Origin of the sequence: Amycolatopsis sp. NPDC026612 (assembly GCF_040638285.1) — a bacterium.
Classification (GTDB): domain Bacteria; phylum Actinomycetota; class Actinomycetes; order Mycobacteriales; family Pseudonocardiaceae; genus Amycolatopsis.
Genome location: NZ_JBEZYB010000015.1, coordinates 84,753 through 103,180 on the forward strand (window position 1 = coordinate 84,753; position 18,428 = coordinate 103,180).

Consider the following 18,428-nt stretch of genomic DNA (forward strand, 5'->3'; position numbering starts at 1 on the left):
GACCGCCGATGGACGCGTGGCCGGGGAAGCTGTTCCCCGGCCACGCTCCGGCTGCCGGACCCGAGCGGCCACGCCGGGTGGCGCGGACGTCCCGGCTTCCGGTCACCGGATCAGTTCCGCGTCCACTTCTGGTTGCTCCCGCCGGTGCAGGTGGCCAGGTCGATCGGCGTGCCGTTGCCGGTTCCGTTGCCGATGGCTTCCAGGCACAGGCCGGACTGGGTGCCGGTGATCGTGCCGTCGGACTTGAGCGTCCACTTCTGGTTGGCGCTGCTCGTGCAGGTCCAGATGATCGCCTTGGTACCGGGGGTGGTGCCCTGCCCGCTGGCGTCGAGGCAGCTGTTGCCGTAGACCCGCAGCTCACCGGCGGCGGTGGAGGTCCACTGCTGGTTGGCGCCCCCGTTGCAGTCCCACAGTTCCACCTGGGTGCCCGACGTCTGCGACGCGTTGGGCACGTCCAGGCAGCGGCCCGAACCGGCGCCGACGACCGTCGACGTCGTGCCACCGTTCCCGCCGGTGCCCGGGGTGATGGACAGGTTGTCGAACTGCGCCGTCTCGCCCTGGCTCGTGGCGTAGCCGACCTGGCCGGCGCCCCAGGTCGAATCGTTCGCGGAGCCGACGGTCGCACCGTCGACCACGGCGGTGATGGAGCTGCCGGAGAAGGTGAGCGCCAGGGTGTGCCACCGGTTGGTCCCCAGCGCCGCGACCGTGCCGTGCGCCAGGGTGGCGACGTTGCCGTTGGTGTTCGAGTTCAGGATCGACCAGTTCCCGGTGTCGCTCACGCGCAGGTGGTACGCGTTGAGCCCGGCGGCTCCGGTGTAGCTCTGGCTGCCGGCGCGGCCGATCACCTCGGCGTACCCGGACTTTTCGAGCATGACGTCGGAGGAAACGGTGTAGTTGCTCCACCCGAGCTCGCCGAGCAGGGTGTGCGGGTCGGTCAGCGGGTCCCACGTGATCGGCGCCTGCGCGCTCATCTGGCGCACGCACCGGCCCGCGCGGCCGCCGCCACAGGCCGCCACCTCGAAGGCACCCTGCCAGTCCATCAGGTACTTCGCCTCGGTGCCGATCGCGTTGCTGTCGAAGGAATCGCTGTAGGGCAGGCTCAGTGCACCCGACGCCGGGCCGGCCGCGGTGCCCTTGCCCTGCCCGGTCGTGGTGGTGAGGCTGTAGACGTACCCGGGCTGCACGGTCAGGCTGAAGCTGGCGCCGGCCGGGGTGAGGTCGGTGGTGTGCACGAAGTAGTCGGCCGCGTTGCCGGAGTTGACGTTGGTGGCCCACACGTGCACGGCGCCCGTCGACAGGCCACCGGTCGCGGTGAAGTTCAGCGTCTGCGGCCCGCCCGCGTCCACCGTCTCGATGACCGTGCTGTAGTCCCGGCTGTTCGGCGACTTCAGCGAAACGTAGCTGCCGTTGTTCCGGTTGCCGCCGAGGTAGCCGCTGGAACCGTCGAGGTACTGCCAGCCGGGCGCGGTGAACTGGCTCGTCTGCGCCATCACCCAGGCGTTCTTGCCGATCGAGTAGTGGCCGGACCACGGCTGCGCGGCCAGCGCGACCCCCATGGTCGGGTACGGCAGGTTCGGGGTGATCGCGGCGATCACCGGCCAGTTGAGGTAGGCGGTCATCTTCCCGTCGATGTAACCGCGGTTGAGGCCGCGAGCCATCGCCTGCGCGCCGCCGTTGTAGTCGTCGGAGCCGTTTTCGCTGGCCCACAACGGCTTGCCGGACGAAAGGGCGGCCGAAGGCACCCCGCAGTTCGCCTGGGACGAGCGGTAGCCGCACGGGTAGTGCGCGCCGATGATGCCGATGGCCGAAGCGAAAGCGGGGTTGGAGTTGACGTCGTTGGCGATCGACCAGTCGGAGTCGGCGCCCACGATCTTCACCGCCGGGTAGCCTGCCGAGTTGAGCGTGGAACGCAGGTTCTGGTACCAGCCGACGTTGTAGCCGCGCTCGTTCCACCCGCCGAGGTAGTCGATCGCCAGGGCGTGCTGCTTGGCGCAGCCCAGCCACGTGGTCAGGTAGCCGAGCATGTCGGTGGACCAGAAGTTGCCGCCGCCGATCCAGCCGGGCGCTCCCCAGGCCAGCCCGTAGAGCTTGATGTTCGGGTTCCGGGCCTTGGCCTGCTCCGCGAGCCAGAACTCGTAGCCGGCATCGCAGTTGACGGTGCCCCGGGTGTGCTCGACGCTCGGCTCGGCACCGGACGTGGAGTTGGTGTCCCCGCCGATCTCGATCTTGAGGATCTGCACCGAAGCGCCGTAGCCGGGCTTGAACAGGTAGTCCAGGATCTGGCCGCGTTCGGGCTCCGGGTAGTCGATCAGCAGGCGGGAATTGCCGCCACCGCCGCTGATCGCCCCCACGCCGTCGAACGTGCGGCCGCCGGACGAACCGTTGATCGTGATCGAAGTCGCGGCTTCGGCCGGCGGGGCGGCGACAGCGACGACGCCACTGGTGGTCAGGGCGAGGCAGCCGACCACCACCGCCGGGGCCCGCAAGCGCCGGACCAGCCTGCTGAACCTTGACATGGCGAGTTCCTTTCCCAGCGAAGTGGGGGTTACGCGGCTAGCCGAGAGTCCATTGCTGGTTGTTCCGGCCGTTGCAGGTCCACAGTTCGACGAGGGCGCCGTTGGCGGTGGACGCTCCGGTGACGTCGAGGCAGAGCCCGGACTGCACGCCGGTGACCGTCCCGTCGGAGTGGACGGTCCACTGCTGGTTGGCCTGGCCGGTGCAGGGCCAGATGATCACCTTGGTGCCGGGGCTGGTGCCCCGGCCGCCGGCATCGAGGCAGTCGCCGCCGCTGTACACGCTGAGCGCGCCCGAGGAGGTCAGGGTGAAGCTCTGGTTCGACCCGCCCGAGCAGTCCCGGATCTGCAGCTGCGTGCCGGCCGTGGTGGTCGAGTTCGGCACGTCCAGGCACTTGCCCGCGCCCACCGCGTGCAACGGCCCGGTCCCGCCGCCGGTGGGAGGCGAGCCACCCAGAGCCGTCGCGGTGGCGGTGTAAGCGGGCTTGGGCTGGTAGTTGTTGTCGTACATGCTCGCGGCGCCGTAGCCGGGGAAGGTCCCGGGAATCCAGGAATCGGCGTCGCCGACGCCCCACTGCGAGACACCGGGGCAGCGGGTGACCGCCAAGCAGTCCTTCACCACGGTCGCGTAGTCGGCCGCCTGCTGCTGAAGGCTGCTGCCGGAGGCCGGCAGCGGGACGCGGTCGTCGAGCTCGGTGATGGCGACGTCCAGTCCCAGCGCCGCGAAGCGCTGCATGTTCGCGAGCATGGACGACGGGACCTGGCCGGCGATGAAGTGGCTTTCCAGGCCGATGCCGCCGAGCGGCACGCCTTGGGACAGCAGGGACTGCGCGAGACTGTAGAGCGCGTTGCTCTTGGCGTTCTGGCCTTCGATGTTGTAGTCGTTGATGTACAGCACGGCGTTCGGGTCCGCGTTGTGCGCGGTGCGGATCGCGTCGGCGAGGTAGCCGGTGCCCATGGCGTTGGTGAAGGCGTCCTGGCGCAGGCTGCCGTCTTCGTTGAAGGGTTCGTTGATCACGTCCCAGGCGTAGATCTTGCCCTTGTAGTGGTTCACCTCGGCGGTGATGTGGGCTTCCATCGCGCCCTGCACCTGGTTGCGCGGCAAGCTGTTGACCCACCCGGGCAGCTGGGCGTGCCAGACGAGGTTGTGCCCGCGCACGCGCATGGTGTGCGCCTGCGCGAAGGACACGACGTTGTCGCCGGGGCCGAAGTGGTACGAACCGTTGGCCGGCTCGGTGGTGTCCCACTTCATCTCGTTGCCGGGGGTCACCATGTCGAACTGGGCACCGGCGAGCGAAGTGATCGTCGCGTTGGACACCATGCCGCCGGTCAGCTCGGTGCCGATGTACTTGTTCTGGGCCTCGGCCAGCGAACGCAGGGTCGCCGCCGCGTCCGCGGGCGGTGCCGTGGCCACAGCGAAGACCGGAGCGACGGCGAGCGCCCACGCGGCGGCGAGCGCGCCGCGCCGGGAGCGGGGTGATCGACGCAGCTTGCGGGTGAAGGGGCGCATGCGACCTCCGATGGCGTCTTCGACATCTCTGAGCGGCGCAGTCCGGAACGCGGCGACTGCCGGGTGGCAGCGGCGTCGAACCGGTTCGCACGATACCGGAAATCCCGGCGGGGCCAACCGGACGTGAAACTTACCCGGACGAGCGCCCGATAACGGACGAATTCCGTTTGTCCGCAGCGGAGATCGAGCACCGCCCACGACGTTCCGCCCGCTCGGCCCGGCCGGTCGAACCGATTCGATTCGTCGAGTTCCCCGCCCTCACCTCGCACCGATCGCTGCCGGAGAGCAGGACCGGTGAGGCCGTCCGGACGGGGTGGCGGTCGCTCACGCCGGTGTCAGTTGCCATTGCTGGTTGGGTCCGTTGTTGGCCGACCACTGGACGACTTGCGCGCCGTCGGTGGTCGCTTGGCCGTACACGTCGGCGACCAGGCCGCTGTCGTGGCCGGTGATGGTGTAGTAGCCGTCGCCGGTGGGGCGCAGGTACCACTGCTGGTTGGTGCCGCCGTTGGCGGCCCACTGCTGCAACTGCAGGCCGGCGGTGGTGGCGGAACCGTTGACGTCGAGGGCTTTGCCGCTGGCGGTGTAACGCAGGGTGTAGGCGCCGCCTTGGGCGGTGCCGACGGTCCAGGTCGCGGTCCCGGTCTGCTGGATCGCCTTGGCGCCGTCGGCCGTGGAGTTGCCGGCAATGGCCAGCGGCTTGCCGCTGTTGCGGTTGACGATGCGGTAGGTGCCCGGCGCCGGACCGGTGCTCGAGCCACCCAGCGTGAAGTACTCGACTGCGTCGCTGAACACGGCCGTGCCGGCCTTGGCGGTCGACAGGACGAGGTACACGCGCGAGCCTGCAGCCGGGGCGGTGAACGACACGGGCTGGGCCACCCGCGAGCCCAGCGGAACCGCAAGGGTCGCGCCGCCGGACGCGATCACCGCCCCGGTCGGGCTGTCGAGCCGGGCGCTCCAGGCGAAGTCCACGGCGGTACCGGTGAGGTCGTCGTTGAAGACGGTGACCGAGCGGGTCACCGTCGAGTTGGCGGCGTAGCTCGGCACGGCCTGCGGCAGGGGGAAGGTGCCATTGGCGTCGGAGACACCGGACGCCGACCAGTACGGCAGGTCGAGCGCGGCGACCGGGTCGAACGCGGCCTGGACCCGCTGGAACTGCGGGTTGCTCCACGGGTCGGTCAGGTTGTCCGCGCCGTAGATCGGGTGGCCGCCCTCCTCGGGCGTGAAGTCCGTGGAGCGCACGCCCGGGATGACGCCCGCCCAGGCGGACAGCAGCGTGTAGGGCCGCAGGTCGTTGGCGCCCTTGCCGCGTTTGGCGGCCGTCGCCGTGGCGAACCACTCGAAGCCCTGCTTGGTGTTGCACTTCGGCCAGATGTACTCGCCCTCGCCGTCGGGCCGGCCGGTGACGGACGGCACCCGCTCGCCGTACTGGCCGGTGCCGTCGAGGTAGTGCGCGAAGATCGCGAAGTTGGCTTGGTTCATGTTCGGGTACCGGCTGGGCGAGTCGGCGCCGGGCGCGGCGTCCACGCTGATCGGGCGGGTACCGTCCGCGCCGTTCACCGCCGCGTAGAGGTCCTGTTCGAACTGCTCCGAATCGTTGCTGAAGCTGGGTTCGTTCGCCTGGCTCCAGCGGACGACCGCCGGGTGGTCGCGATCCCGCAGGGTCAACGCCCGGACGTGGTCGACCATGTTGTCGTGCCCGCCGGCGAAGTCCTCCGCGCCGCCGCGGACCCCGCTCTCGTCGATGACCATCAGACCCATTTCGTCGGCCACGTCCAGCATGTACGGGCTGGCCGGTTCCTGGTGGACCCGCACGACGTTGAAGTTCAGCCGCTGGTAGTTGTCGACCGCCTGGGGCCAGCCGGGATTTCCCGATGACGGCGGGAGGAAGCCGGGCAGCGTGTCGTAGGCGTCGCCCTTCCCGCCGCTGGTGATCCGGTCGTAGTCGGCGCCCTGGAGGTTGTCGCCGCGGTAGTTCACGCGCACGCCGTTGAGCTCGAAGTACTCGCCGTTCTGCGTGCTTTCGCGGAACCCGAACCGGTACGCGGCGTCACTGGTGCGCCCGTCGTCGGTGGTCGCGTGCACCGAAAGCCGGTGCAGCTGGGCCCGGTACCCGGCGCGGTAGGGGACGTTCGGCCACCAGTACGAGGTCGTGCCGAGGTTCCACGCGATCGGACCGACGGTCACCTTTGCGGTCGAGTGCGCGGCCACGGTGACCGTGCGGTCGGGCAGCGCCGGGTAGCTGAACGAGGTGCCGTTGTCCGAAGCAAGCGTGCCGGTCAGCGTCACCGACCGCGAACTGCCGGAGGTGTTCGTCACGGAGACGTCGTAGGTGAGGGACTGGTTCGCCACGGACGTGCGGACGAACGTGTCGCTGACGTACACCGCCGGGTAGGTCCGCAGGAACGCCGACCGGAAGATGCCCTGCGGCACGGCCTCCGACCAGTCGGCGGCCACCGGGACCAGGTACTTGCCCGCACTGGTGCGCAGCGCGCCGCGGCCCTTCACCGCCACGCTGATCGTGTGCGTGGTGCCGGGGGCCGCGTACGCGGTGATGTCGAAGTTCGACGGGGTGAAGGCCGTGGTCCGGGTGGCGACCACCCGCCCGTCCACCGACAGCGTCGCCTGGTGGTTCACCGCACCGAACTCGATCCACACCGACTGCGGCTGACCCGAGTCCGGCACCGTCACGCTGCGCGAATACACCGCCTCGTTCACGTCGGTGAAACCCTGCTTGTACCAGCCACCACCGGGCACGGTGATCGACGTCGTCGATCGGCCCGCCGGGGTGAAACTCCACGTCCCGGCCAGGTCGACCGACCCGATCGCGCCGTTGCCCGCGGAGGCTCCGTCCACATGCGACATCGACGTGGCGGGAACCGGCGCCGCGGTCGGCGGACCCGCCGCCGTGGCCGGGCCCGTTCCCGCAACCGCGACGAGAAGCGCCGTGAGCACCGGCGTGAAGCCTCGGCGGAGCGCCCGCCGGGGGTGTCGTCGCATGTCACGAGCCCTTTCGCCGGAGTCGGAGTCGCCACCACGAACCGAGCGGAGTTCGCAGCACCGGTAACGGCGCCCTCTCGGCGTAAGCGGGGATCAATGACAGCACTCCGTCGTGCACGACGTCAAGAAACACGTTTTGTTTTCACAGCGCATTCCGGCATTCGATGCTCCATCGGCCATCCGGCCGAGGCTGTTCGAAACTTTCATCGGCATTGCCCGGAATTGAAAGTTTCACCGTCCCCCGGGTCTGCGCGATCGCGTCCTTCTCCGCCTCGGCCTGGCCCGCGGCGCCGGTGCGCAGCATGACCGCCGCGCACACCAGCCCCACGAACACGAAGCCGGCCGCGATCAGGAAGGCGATGTGGTAGCCGCCGAGCAGCGAGTCCGTCTCCGAGGCACCCGAGTCGGTCAGGCCGCTCGTCCGCGCGCTGACGAACGCGCTCAGCACGGTCAGGCCGATCGCGCCGCCGATCTGCTGCGTCGTGTTGAACAGCCCCGAAGCGACGCCCGGCTCGTTCGCCGGGACCGCCGACATGCCGAGGCCCATCATCGCCGGTGCCGCCAGGCCGAACCCGATGCCCATCACCAACGTCGCCGGCAGGAAGTCGACGACGTAGCTGACCTTCGCCCGGGCGAAGGTCAGCAGGACGAACGCGACGATGATGAGCACCAGGCCGGTGCACAGCATCGACCGCCGGCCGAACTTCATGATGAGCCGCGTCGAGAGGCCGAGCGAGATCGCCGCGATCACCACCGCGATCGGCACGAACCCCAGACCGGCCTGCAGCGACGGGTAACCCAGCACCCGCTGGACGTACAGCGTGCCGAAGTACAGCAGACCGAACATGCCGGCGATCATCAGGAACTGCACGATGTTGGCCGCCGTCAACGGGCGCGATCGGAAGATCTTCAGCGGCAGCAACGGCTGCGCCGCGGTGGCCTCGCGAACCACGAACCCGACCAGCAGCAGGATCGCCACCGGGCCCATGACGAGCGTCTGCGTGGAACCCCAGCCCGCCTGCTCGGCGTTGACGATCGTGAACACGAACAGCATCAGCCCCGCGGTCACCAGCAGCGCGCCCAGGAAATCCGCGCCCTTGCCGAGGCCGAGACCGCGGTCCTTCGGGACGACCCGCGACGCCACCAGCACGACGACCGCGCCGATCGGGGCGTTGATGAAGAAGATCCAGTTCCAGCTGACCAGGTCGGTGAGCACGCCGCCGAGCAGCGGGCCGATCGCGCCGCCGCCCGCCGAGGCGAAGCTGTAGGCCGCGATGGCCTGCGCCTGCTTGCGGCGCTCGGTGAACGTGGTCGCGACCATGCCGAGGATGCACGCGGACGCGATCGCGCCGCCCACCCCCTGCACGAAGCGGAACGCGATCAGCGTGAATTCGTTGCCGGCGAAACCGCACAACAGCGACGCCGCGCTGAACAGCGTGATCCCGGTGATGAACACGCTCTTGCGGCTGATCAGGTCACCCAGCCGGCCGGCCAGCATCAGCAACCCGCCGAACGGGATCACGTAGGCGTTGACGACCCAGACCAGGTTCTCCGGAGAGAACCCGAGACTTTTCTGCACGGTCGGCAGGGCGACGTTGACGATGTTCTGGTCGATGACGATCATCATCTGGCCGGCGCAGAGCACGATGAGTGACAGCAAGAGCGATCGGCTCGGTTGCTGAGCAGGCCGGCCCATGAGACAGGTCCCCTCCATTGGTGCATCGTTTGTCACAGCCGCCATTGTGCGTGCCTGTCCTGAGTCGCGAAAGAAGGCACTTCCTTGTGACACCGTCACATCCGTGTGACCTATGCCGGTCCGCCGCGGTACCCCGCGTCGACTCCATCAAAGCCGACTGGGCGAATCCCTTATTGCCGCCCACAAAGGCGGGTCATTGACTTGGCGACCGCGCAGACGGCGGCCTTGTGCGGCACGGTCACGAGCGCTGCCGTCCCCATAGGGCACCGGTTGTAACAGAGGGCACCAGAGTGGCACTATGGCCGGGAGGGGAAGGAGCGCCACCATGGCCCAGGCCCAGCCCGCGACCGAACAGGACATCGTCGTCGAAGCGTGCCCGGTGCGCGAGGTGCTCGACCGGGTGGCCGGGAAGTGGAGCATCCTCATCATCGTGGCCGCGGCGCGCGGCCCGGTGCGCTTCACCGAGCTGGAACGCTCGATCGACGGCATCAGCCGCCGGATGCTCACCCTCACCCTGCGCAACCTCGAACGCGACGGACTGCTGACGCGGACGGTCTACGCCATGGTGCCGCCCAAGGTCGAGTACGAGCTCACGGACATCGCCCGGGAGCTGCATCGGTCGCTCCTCCTGCTGACGGACTGGGCCGAGCGGAACCGGGCGGCCATCTCGGCCGCCCGGCACGCCTACGACACCGACCGGGCCGCCGAGGCCCGCTGAAACCGCCGGGGTCCGCGGCCGCACGGCCGTCGTCCCGAGTTCGGCCGGCAGGTCCTTGCGGCGCTTGACGTCGAGCTTCCGGAAGACCCGTGTGAGGTGCTGCACGACCGTGCTCGAGCCCCTCGCCGCAGCAGGCTTTCCTTGACTTCAGTCTCGACGGTGTTCGACCGCCCGGCCGTCAGGGGGTCCGGGCACGGAATCGTCGACCGGCTGGGGGCGACCGCCGGGGCGGTCCGCCGGCTCATCAGACGTCACGACCGGAGCAGCGTAACTGTCATCGAGCAGATACCTGCCGACCATCGAGGTCGGATGCATGGCCCGCAGGGAGTTGAGGTCCTGGAGGGGTTTGCGCAGCTCGTCGAGTTCCGGGCCCAGCTCCGACCGGATCTTCTCTCGCGCGCCCCCGGCGAATGCGCGGACCTCCCGGATCGCCTGCGCCAGCCACGCGGCGGCCTCCGGCAGACGCTGCGGGCCGAGGATGAACATCCCGGCGACGAGCAAGATCAGCAGGTGTTCCAGGCTCAGCCCGAACATGTCGGCTCCTGGGTGCTCAGCGAGGTGGCGTCGGCGTCGTCCAACACGTCCTGGTCGTGCCGGCGACCGGCGAGCTTGCGATCGTGCACCCTGGCCAGTTGGACGGCGAACTCGAACAGCACGGTCAGCGCACCGGCAAGTCCCAGCATCGAGAACGGGTCACTACCGGGTGTGACGAGACCGGCGAAGGCGAACAGCACGAAGATGATGCCACGCCGCCACTTGCGCAACCTCGTATAAGGCAGGACTCCGACGCGGTTGAGCATCACGACGAACAGCGGCAACTCGAAACTTACGCCGAACACGAGCAACAAGGCAAGAACGAAAGCCACGTAGTCGTTGCCTGCCAACGCCGCCACGAACTGGTCTCCGCCGACAGCCAGCAACGCGTTCAACGCGACCGGCACGATCAGGTAAGCGAGCGCCGCACCGCAGACGAAGAGCGTGACCGCGCAGAACACGAAGATCCGGGTGAGCTTCTGTTCGTCCCGGTGAAGTGCCGGTGTGATGAAGGCCCACACGTGGTACAGCCACACCGGGCTGGTCAGGACCGTGCCGGCGGCGATCCCGACCTTGATGCGGACGAGAAAGGCTTCGAACGGCTGAGTCTGCAACAGCCTGCACTCGCTGGACCCGTTGACGTTGAGCCGGAGCTGGGGATCGAGGCGACAGTAGGGTTCTGTGAGCAGACTCCCCAACGAGGGGATCGGGCCCACCCGGTACTGGAACCACAGGAAACCCACCACGGTGCCGGCGACAACGGCCAGCAACGCCAGGGTCATCCGGCGACGCAGCTCCAGGATGTGCTCGAGCAGCGCCATCTGACCGTCGGGATTTCTTCGCCTGCTACGGCGGCGACGTAGCTCTCGGCGGCCGGCACCAGTGGTACCGGACTGCGTTGCTCCCACCGTGTGGACCGTCCTTACTGTTCAGCGACGCCCGGCTGCCGGCCCGGCCATCGATCAGGCGGAGCTGGTGGATCCGTTCGAAGACGCGGTCGTGTCGGGCGGCGCCGAACTGACCGTCGCGGCCGGCTTCGCCGCCGGTTGCGCCGGAACAGAAGCCGCGTCCGGACGGGACGCCTCGACGTTCGGCCACGGCAGCGGCTGCGGCTGCGGCTGCTCACCACCCGAGGCCTGCTGCCGGGCCTTGGTGGCGTCGTCGTCGGCGATCTCCGACTTGAAGATCCGCAGCGAGCGAGCCAGGCCCCGCGCGGTATCCGGCAGCCTTCGAGCTCCGAAAAGCAGAACGACCACGAGGAGCACGATCAACCAGTGTGAGATGCTGAGTCCGCCCATGCATCGAACGATAGGCGCCACGAGTAAGGACCGCGAGTCCGTATCCGCCGTCACCACTATCGTGAACTCGCATTCTCCCCTGAAATCCACTGGCCCCACGAAGTAATGCGCAGGTCGAATAAACCACTCGACCTGATGAAGTTCGATCGGTCGCCGCCATGCAATCCGCCGGTCGACCTTAAAGTGACAACGCGATCACGCACCCGCGGCGGCCCGACTGCCGTCCCAGCTCATTTCCTGTCACGCCGAGGAGACCGTCCATGAGAGTCCGGGCCGATGACGCAGGCGCCACGGTCACCGCGCCCGGGTTTCCCACGGCAAGCCCGAAGGACGTGGGCGGGCGAGCCGTCAGGATCGCCGGCGTGCTCGGCGCACGGGCGCTGCGGCGCGGGTGGTCTTCGGCCAAGGCGGTGGTCACCGGACGTCCGGCGGCTGATCGGGACACGTGGCTGGCCGACACCATCACCGACCTCGGACCCGCGTTCGTGAAGGTCGCGCAGATGCTGAGCACGCGACCCGACCTGGTCTCGCCGCGGGTGTGCCGTGCACTCGGCGACCTGTACGACGACGTCCGTCCGATCGACACGGCGGAACTGCTGCCGTTGCTGGAGCAGCGTCTCGGCCACGGAGTCGCCAGGACGATCGCCTCCCGTCCGGTGGCTTCGGGGAGCATCGCCTGTGTCTACCGGGCGACGCTGGCCGATGGTCGCGAGGTCGCCGTCAAGGTTCGCCGGCCGGGCATCGAACGGGTCCTCGGCACCGATCTGGCGATCATCCGGCTGGTGACGCGGCTGGTGGCCCGGGTGCCGATGCTGCGGGGTGTGCCGGTCGTCGAGATCGTTTCCCAGCTGACCGGATCCGTCTACGAGCAACTCGACTTCGCGATGGAACGCACCAACCTCGACAGGTTGCACCGCAACCTCAGCATGTTCCCCGATGTCCGGGTTCCCCGTGTGCACCACGAGATGTGCGGCGAGGACGTCGTCGTGATGGAGTTCATCCACGACCTGCGCAGGCTGCAGCCCGCCGACCTCACCGAGGAAGACCGGAAGCGCGCGGTGACTTCGGCACTGCACGCGGTCTACCAGATGCTGTTCCACGACGGTCTGGTGCACTGCGACCTGCACCCCGGCAACCTGTACCTGCGCCAGGACGGGCGAGTCGTGATCGTCGACGCAGGGTTCACCGTGACCTTGCGTCCCCAGGCGCAGGACAAGTTCGCGTCGTTCTTCCACCAGATGACGAAGGGAGACGGGCAGCGCTGCGCGGAGATCGTCCTCTCCACCGCGACTCCCGGCCCCCGTACCGACACCGAGGGCTTCTGCCGGGAGCTGCGGGCGCTGGTCGAGGCCGGCACCGGCGTCCGGGCAGCCGATTTCGATCTGGTGAGCTTCGCGACCAAGCTGTTCGACATCCAGCGGCGGTACGGGTTGTACGCCGATCCGCAGTTCGTCTTCCCCATCCTCTCGTTGCTGGTGCTCGAGGGTACGGTCCGGGAGTTCGCTCCGGACATAGACTTCCAGGACGAGGCCGTGCCGTTCCTGGTCCAGGGGACGCTCGAGCGTGCGGTCCGGGCCTGGCAGGCGTCGCTGGCCGAAGACGAGCAGAGCGCTCGGACACCCTCGGCACCCGAGGTCGGCTAGCGAGCGACAGCAGAGCGCGTGAATCACTCGGATGGCTGACTCTGTCGGTCAGGCCCGTTCGAGTGAGTGCCGGCAACCTATGCTCCATGGGATGCGGCGCAAGGAGGACGACCAGAAAGCAGCGGTCGGGTCGGGCAAGCCGGTCATGCGGGAGCGCAACTACCGGCAGTACTGCGGCTTGGCCACCGCGCTGGACACCGTGGGTGAACGATGGACCCTGCTGGTCGTGCGCGAACTGTTGCTGGGGCCCCGGCGATACTCGGAACTCTTGGCGGACCTGCCCGGGATGGGGACCAACCTGCTCGCGACCCGGCTGAAAACGCTGTGCGCCTTGGGGTTGGCGCGACGGGTGGACGCTTTCCCGGGGCATTCCTACCACCTGACCGAACGTGGGGAGCAGCTGCGGGCACCTGTGCTCGCCCTCTCCCGCTGGGGGATGGCCCTGCTGGGCGACCCGACCGCGGACGTGGTCGTCCGCCCGCACTGGGGTTTCCTGGCGATCGAGGCCATGGCGGACGCGGCACGGCTGCCCACGGCGGACGAAGAGTACGAGTTCCGGGTCGACGACGAGGTGTTTCACCTCGTGGTGCGACACGGTAAGACGGTGCCGGCGAAGGGGCCCGCCGCGAATCCCGCCATGGTGGCCGCCACCGATGCCACCACGTTCGTCCAACTCGGCGCTGGTGTGGTGACTCCGGCGCAGGCGATCACCGACGGACGGCTGACCCTGTCCGGAGACCCGGCCGCGGTGCTGCGGTGTTCGGTGGTGCTCGGCCTGATGGAGAACGCAGCTACCGAGTGACGACAACGGGCCCACCACGAGGTTCTCGTGGCGGGCCCGTGCGGCAACGTCGCCGTCGAGGAGCGGTCAGACCAGGCTTCCGACGTTGATGTTCATGCCCTGCAACTGCGCGAACTGCGGGCTGCTGGAGTCGCCGCCCGGCAGCCCCAGCTTGATCGGGGACTGCAACTGGTACAGCTGACCACCGGACGGGCTGCCGTCAGGGTTCGTGCCCTGTGCGGGTGGCGGGAACTGCAGCAGGTTCGCGACGAGCTTGGCAGGCTCGAGGGTCGCGAAGTTGAACGGCCCCTCACAGTCGCCGCACCGTTCGAACGTGATGTTGAACGACAGCAGCATGGTCTGCACCAGCTGACCGAGACCGGAAAGCTTCAGAATGCTGGCCGCGTTCACGTCGATGTCGGGAAGCTTGATGGTGACCTTCCCGAACAGCGGGTGAGCAGCTTCGACGGTGTGGTCGAGAACCTGCAGGCGAACGTAGTCAGCTCCACCGACAACGACCTTGACGACAATGCTGCCGATGAAGTTCAGCGTCGGCAGGGGCGGCGGCAGATTGACGAGAAGGGTCGCACCGAATGCGTTGCAGCTGCAGTTGATCGTCTGACCGATCTCCGGCAAGAAGCTCCGCGCGTCTTTCGCCCCCGCCGGAAGCTGAATTTCACCACCGGGTGCGGCGAATGCGGCCGGCGTAGCGAGAAGCGGCCCGCCGACGGCCGCGGCGGCAACCGCGGCACCGGCCATTCCTGCCTTCCGGAGAAATCCGCGCCGATCGTTGTCCGGATCGGGCGGAAACTCAATCGGAGGCAGAAAATTCTCATAGGGATCAGGCATAGCTATTCCTTTTCGGTCTGCCCGGCCGAAGCCGGTGATGTATGACGCCTGGGGCGCCTACGACCTCCTGGAGACGGCGGCCCGGCGAACCAGCCCGCCGGTCGATCTGACCTCGGCGCTACCGCTTCCGCACTTGAATTTAGGGTAGTTCGCGGTGCTCAGCAGCGAAAACAGACTGCTTTCATCCGTTCGTGGGGGCAGTTCGACGGTGACAAGGTGGCGAACCCGCAGGTGGGGCGCCCATTTGCGCGACGCCCCACCTTGTCACGGGCGTGCCTGGCGGCGGATCAGCCGCCCAGGATCCCGTTCGGCAGAAGACCGTTGACGATGCCGCCGAGGCCACCGCCGAGAAGGCCACCGCTGGGTGCCGGAGCCGGGCTCGGCGCCGGGCTCGGGCTCTGGGCCGGGCCGGACGAGGTGCCCTGGTCAGGCAACGGCTTGCTGAGCGAGCAAGACGAGCACGGCGGGTTCGGGTTGGTCGGCGTCGGCGTCGGCGCCGGGGTCGGGGTCGGCGTCGGACTCGGAGTCGGAGTCGGCGCCGGGGTCGGCGTCGGGCTCGGAGTCGGCGTCGGGCTCGGAGTCGGCGCCGGGGTCGGAGTCGGAGTCGGGCTCGGAGTCGGAGTCGGCGCCGGGGTCGGCGTCGGGCTCGGAGTCGGCGTCGGGCTCGGAGTCGGCGTCGGGCTCGGAGTCGGCGTCGGGCTCGGGGTCGGCGCAGGGGTCGGCGTCGGCGTCGGGCTCGGCGTAGGAGTCGGCGTCGGTGCCGGAGTCGGCGTCGGCGTCGGCGTCGGCGTCGGTGCCGGAGTCGGCGTCGGCGTCGGGCTCGGAGTCGGGCTCGGTGCCGGAGTCGGAGTCGGGCTCGGAGTCGGAGTCGGTGCCGGCGTCGGCGTCGGAGTCGGCGCCGGGGTCGGGGTCGGGGTCGGGCTCGGAGTCGGAGTCGGAGTCGGCGCCGGGCTCGGCGTCGGTACCGGAGTCGAGCCAGGCGACGGGATCACCACGACGGTTGTCTGCTCCACCACGACGGTCGTCATCGTGGTGTGGTCGTAGAGCACGGTGCCGGGGGGCAGCACGACTGCCTGCCCGGACGGCAGCGTGACCGTGACCGCCGTCGTGCCGCCGTCACTCGAGGGGGGAGCCACAGCCACGGTGGTGTGCTCCACGACGATGGTGGTCATCGTCGTGTGGTTGTAGATCACCGTGCCGGGGACCAGCACCACCCCGACCTGCGGCAGCCCCGGCGCCGGCATCGGGTCCGGGCTCGGGGGAGGCTCCGGCGCCGGTGCCGGGTCGGGCGGCGGGTCGGTGCACGGCGCACACGGCGGGCAAGCCCGTGCGAAAGGTTCGAAGATGCACCGGTAGGCGTCTGCGCCGACGTCGGCGGCCGGCGCGGACGCCGAACCCGAGGCCGGCGGAGTCGAACCGCCCTCAGGAGATTCAGCACCGTACGCCGTGGCGACTGCCGGCCCGGCCGCCAGACAACCCCAAGCCAATACGACGCTCATCACGCGTATCATTCTGGACACTTCAGATACTCCCGGTCTCTCTAGTCGCCGCGCCGTGGCGCATTAATACACCGGGCGTCAGCGATACCATTGAAGACACCTGGTACTGTGGGCTTCCGGATCGGAAGATTCCAGGCAGAGCGGTGAGGTGAACCCGATTAGGGTGATCTTTTAGCTCGTTCGATATCAAGTGCCACGAACCCACACCAGGTCCGTCTAGGCCACAAATTATCAATAGAGCACCCACCGTCGACGGCGTCTTTTCCGGCCCGAACCGGAGCATTTCTCGACACCCTCATGAATTCACCAAAGTGGTACACACCTGACCCGATCCGGTAGCGTCCTCGACGACTCCGGCGCCCAATCGGGTCGTTTTTCGGCGGGTCACCGGCCATCATGCTGTGATGAGCCGGTTCCACCAGGAAACGTTCCCGGGAGCACCCATGACCCAGCTTTTGCCTCGGCATCGGGCCGTCCGCGCGACAATCATCGCGACGCTGGCCCTGGTCGCCTCACCTGCGGCGGCCTTCGCCGCTCCCAACCCGATCGACGACCGTCCGAGCGTCCAGGTGACCGGCACGGGCAACGCAACGGCAACGGCCGACACGGCCCGGGCGAGCCTGTCGGTGGAGAGCACCGCACCGACCGCCACTGCCGCGACGGCAGCAAACGCGGTCGCGGCAGAGCGGGTGACCGAAGCCCTGGCGTCGGCAGGCGTGGCCGCCAAGGACGTCCAGACCGCCGGGCTCTCGCTCTACCCCCCAAACGAGCCAGTCCCCCGACCCGAACACGATCACCGGCTATCAGGCTGTGCTGGGCCTGAACGTGGTGCTGCGGGACCTGACCAAGGCCGGCGCGGTGCTCGACGCGGCGGTCGCGGCCGGCGCGAACGCGGTCCGGATCAACCGGGTCTCCTTCGAGCTGTCGGACAACGACGCGCTGCTCGCCGCTGCTCGCGAGGCCGCGGTCGCCGATGCCCGGAAGAAGGCCGTTCAGTACGCGGCGCTCACCGGCTCGGCCCTGGGGAACGTGCTGCGGATCACCGAACAGTCGGCGTCCGGGCCGGTTCTGCCCCCAGGCCTGCCAGCGGCTGCCGGCTCCCCCACGTCGGCGACGACGCCGATCCAGCCCGGTGACATCGAAGTGACGGTGACCGTCGAGATCGTTTGGGCCCTTCGGTCCGCCGCGCCGGCGCGAGCCTCGTAGCCACGCTACGGAGAGCTCACCAGACGTGCGGGTGAAGACGGTGTCGCTCCCCCGCCTTCACCCGCACCTCCATCAGGATCGACCGCGCCGGGCGGCCTGCGTCCTCACACCCCGAGGGCTTGCTCCGCCAGCCGGGTCCCTTCGACCCGGGCGGTGATCTTCGCGAAGGCGAGGTCCCGTGAGGTCGAGACGTCGTCGCTGAACGGGGAGAAGCCGCAGTCGTCGCAGGTGCCCAGCCGGTCGAGCGGGATGTACTTCGCGGCCTCGAGCACCTGGTCGCGCACCTGTTCCGGCGTCTCCACCACGGGATTGATCGGATCGATCACGCCGACGAAGACGCGCTGGCTGTCCTGCCGGTACCGCTCGATGAGCTTGAGCACCGACTCCCGGCCGGCTTCGCTGGAGAGCTGGAGGTAGAAGGAGCCCGCCGCCAGCCGGAACAGATCCGGCAGCAGCTCCAGGTAGTCGACGTCCAGGCTGTGCGCGGAGTCCTGGTCCCCGCCAGGGCAGGTGTGCACCCCGATCCGGCTCCGCTCCTGATCGCTGAACTGCTCCAGCACCCGGTTGTTCAGATCGACGAAGCTGCGCAGCAGCCCCTTGGACGGGTCCAGCTTCAGCGACAGCCGCCCTTCGGTGAAGTCCACCTGCACCGAGGCGGCGCCACCGTCCAGAGCTTTGCGGATGTCGCTGACGCTCTCGTTGACCACATCGTTCAGGAACGCCTCGCGTGAGTAGCCCGCCACTCCCTCGGCGGGGTAGAGCAGGCTCACCGCGGACGGGGCGATCACCGCTTGCTTGATCGGCCGGTCGGTGTACCGCCGGGCGCCGGCGAGGTAGCTGGCGGCGTAGGTGCTGTATCGGAACGGGCCGCCGGTCAGCCGGGGCAACTGCCTGGTGTGGCCGTCCTGGAACGGAATGGTCACGCCGTCGGCCGCGAGCTGGTTGGCACCGGCGAGCGGGTAGGTCACGAAGCTGGGCTTGGTCTGCTCCCCATCGGTGATCACCGGCGATCCGGTGTCCTCGAACCGGCGGATCGTGTCGGCCAACGCCGTCTCGTAGAGAGCGTCGAGCGCTGTGCGGTCGATCCGGCCGTCGCGGTGATCCGCGATTCCGTCGAGGAGCTCCTTCGGCCGGGGGACACTGCCGATCGGCTCGGTGGGAATGGTCATGGCAGATGAACACCT

The 18,428-nt window shown here is 68.8% G+C and carries 13 protein-coding genes and 2 pseudogenes; 6 read left to right on the plus strand and 9 right to left on the minus strand.

The features are described from left to right. Positions 1–110: 110 nt before the first annotated feature. From AB0F15_RS16855 to AB0F15_RS16870, 4 genes are all read right to left on the minus strand, one after another. Entirely contained in the window at positions 111–2,516 is a 2,406-nt protein-coding gene (locus AB0F15_RS16855) for a ricin-type beta-trefoil lectin domain protein (RefSeq protein ID WP_360270816.1), read from the minus strand. Between the two features lie 37 nt (positions 2,517–2,553). After that, positions 2,554–4,023, minus strand: a complete 1,470-nt coding sequence (locus AB0F15_RS16860; RefSeq protein WP_360270818.1) for an endo-1,4-beta-xylanase — start codon at positions 4,021–4,023, stop codon at positions 2,554–2,556. Positions 4,024–4,347: 324 nt separating this feature from the next. Continuing rightward, complete coding sequence (locus AB0F15_RS16865; protein ID WP_360270898.1) at positions 4,348–6,885, minus strand: RICIN domain-containing protein; 2,538 nt, start codon at positions 6,883–6,885, stop codon at positions 4,348–4,350. Positions 6,886–7,162: 277 nt separating this feature from the next. Beyond that, entirely contained in the window at positions 7,163–8,680 is a 1,518-nt protein-coding gene (locus tag AB0F15_RS16870) for an MFS transporter (protein ID WP_360270820.1), read from the minus strand. 361 nt (positions 8,681–9,041) lie between these two features. On the opposite strand from AB0F15_RS16870, the gene AB0F15_RS16875 reads away from it, so the two are divergent. Beyond that, positions 9,042–9,434 carry a helix-turn-helix domain-containing protein gene (locus AB0F15_RS16875; protein ID WP_360270822.1) on the plus strand — a complete coding sequence of 131 codons (393 nt, stop codon included), beginning with the start codon at positions 9,042–9,044 and terminating at the stop codon, positions 9,432–9,434. Positions 9,435–9,581: 147 nt separating this feature from the next. Here AB0F15_RS16875 and AB0F15_RS16880 read toward each other — a convergent pair whose 3' ends face one another. The 3 genes from AB0F15_RS16880 to tatA form a co-directional block, all read right to left on the minus strand. Then, on the minus strand, positions 9,582–9,968 hold the full coding sequence (locus AB0F15_RS16880; protein WP_360270824.1) for a twin-arginine translocase TatA/TatE family subunit: 387 nt from the start codon (positions 9,966–9,968) through the stop codon (positions 9,582–9,584). After that, entirely contained in the window at positions 9,956–10,789 is an 834-nt protein-coding gene (gene tatC, locus AB0F15_RS16885) for a twin-arginine translocase subunit TatC (RefSeq protein ID WP_360270826.1), read from the minus strand. The genes AB0F15_RS16880 and tatC overlap by 13 nt, the downstream gene beginning before the upstream one ends. Positions 10,790–10,930: 141 nt before the next feature. Continuing rightward, positions 10,931–11,266: a Sec-independent protein translocase subunit TatA gene (tatA, locus tag AB0F15_RS16890; protein WP_360270828.1), complete on the minus strand. Its 336-nt coding sequence runs from the start codon at positions 11,264–11,266 to the stop codon at positions 10,931–10,933. Between the two features lie 260 nt (positions 11,267–11,526). Here tatA and AB0F15_RS16895 point away from each other — a divergent pair, with 260 nt between their 5' ends. Both AB0F15_RS16895 and AB0F15_RS16900 read left to right on the plus strand, forming a co-directional pair. Continuing rightward, a complete protein-coding gene (locus tag AB0F15_RS16895; protein ID WP_360270830.1) occupies positions 11,527–12,909 on the plus strand; it encodes an AarF/UbiB family protein in 1,383 nt (460 codons plus the stop codon). A gap of 91 nt (positions 12,910–13,000) precedes the next feature. After that, positions 13,001–13,711, plus strand: coding sequence for a winged helix-turn-helix transcriptional regulator (locus tag AB0F15_RS16900; protein ID WP_360270831.1), 711 nt, complete (start codon positions 13,001–13,003; stop codon positions 13,709–13,711). Positions 13,712–13,777: 66 nt separating this feature from the next. Here the strand turns inward: AB0F15_RS16900 and AB0F15_RS16905 are convergent, their stop codons facing one another. Further along, positions 13,778–14,539 carry a twin-arginine translocation signal domain-containing protein gene (locus tag AB0F15_RS16905; RefSeq protein ID WP_360270833.1) on the minus strand — a complete coding sequence of 254 codons (762 nt, stop codon included), beginning with the start codon at positions 14,537–14,539 and terminating at the stop codon, positions 13,778–13,780. Between the two features lie 327 nt (positions 14,540–14,866). Here AB0F15_RS16905 and AB0F15_RS16910 point away from each other — a divergent pair, with 327 nt between their 5' ends. The 3 genes and pseudogenes from AB0F15_RS16910 to AB0F15_RS16920 all read left to right on the plus strand — a co-directional run. Further along, positions 14,867–15,583, plus strand: coding sequence for a hypothetical protein (locus AB0F15_RS16910; RefSeq protein ID WP_360270834.1), 717 nt, complete (start codon positions 14,867–14,869; stop codon positions 15,581–15,583). Positions 15,584–16,481: 898 nt separating this feature from the next. Further along, positions 16,482–16,772, plus strand: a pseudogene (locus AB0F15_RS16915) (SIMPL domain-containing protein); the annotation flags it as partial. Positions 16,773–16,800: 28 nt separating this feature from the next. Beyond that, a pseudogene (locus AB0F15_RS16920) lies at positions 16,801–17,244 on the plus strand (SIMPL domain-containing protein); the annotation flags it as partial. A 104-nt stretch (positions 17,245–17,348) separates the two neighbouring features. Here AB0F15_RS16920 and AB0F15_RS16925 read toward each other — a convergent pair. Next, entirely contained in the window at positions 17,349–18,413 is a 1,065-nt protein-coding gene (locus AB0F15_RS16925) for a cobalamin-independent methionine synthase II family protein (RefSeq protein WP_360270836.1), read from the minus strand. Between the last annotated feature and the right edge of the window lie 15 nt (positions 18,414–18,428).

Coding starts and splice junctions, on each gene's coding strand:
- AB0F15_RS16855 (WP_360270816.1), bottom strand. CDS start 2,516: ATGTCAAGGTTCAGCAGGCTGGTCCGGCGCTTGCGGGCCCCGGCGGTG.
- AB0F15_RS16860 (WP_360270818.1), bottom strand. CDS start 4,023: ATGCGCCCCTTCACCCGCAAGCTGCGTCGATCACCCCGCTCCCGGCGC.
- AB0F15_RS16865 (WP_360270898.1), bottom strand. CDS start 6,885: ATGTCGCATGTGGACGGAGCCTCCGCGGGCAACGGCGCGATCGGGTCG.
- AB0F15_RS16875 (WP_360270822.1), top strand. CDS start 9,042: ATGGCCCAGGCCCAGCCCGCGACCGAACAGGACATCGTCGTCGAAGCG.
- AB0F15_RS16880 (WP_360270824.1), bottom strand. CDS start 9,968: ATGTTCGGGCTGAGCCTGGAACACCTGCTGATCTTGCTCGTCGCCGGG.
- tatC (WP_360270826.1), bottom strand. CDS start 10,789: ATGGCGCTGCTCGAGCACATCCTGGAGCTGCGTCGCCGGATGACCCTG.
- tatA (WP_360270828.1), bottom strand. CDS start 11,266: ATGGGCGGACTCAGCATCTCACACTGGTTGATCGTGCTCCTCGTGGTC.
- AB0F15_RS16895 (WP_360270830.1), top strand. CDS start 11,527: ATGAGAGTCCGGGCCGATGACGCAGGCGCCACGGTCACCGCGCCCGGG.
- AB0F15_RS16900 (WP_360270831.1), top strand. CDS start 13,001: ATGCGGCGCAAGGAGGACGACCAGAAAGCAGCGGTCGGGTCGGGCAAG.
- AB0F15_RS16905 (WP_360270833.1), bottom strand. CDS start 14,539: ATGCCTGATCCCTATGAGAATTTTCTGCCTCCGATTGAGTTTCCGCCC.
- AB0F15_RS16910 (WP_360270834.1), top strand. CDS start 14,867: ATGCCGCCGAGGCCACCGCCGAGAAGGCCACCGCTGGGTGCCGGAGCC.
- AB0F15_RS16925 (WP_360270836.1), bottom strand. CDS start 18,413: ATGACCATTCCCACCGAGCCGATCGGCAGTGTCCCCCGGCCGAAGGAG.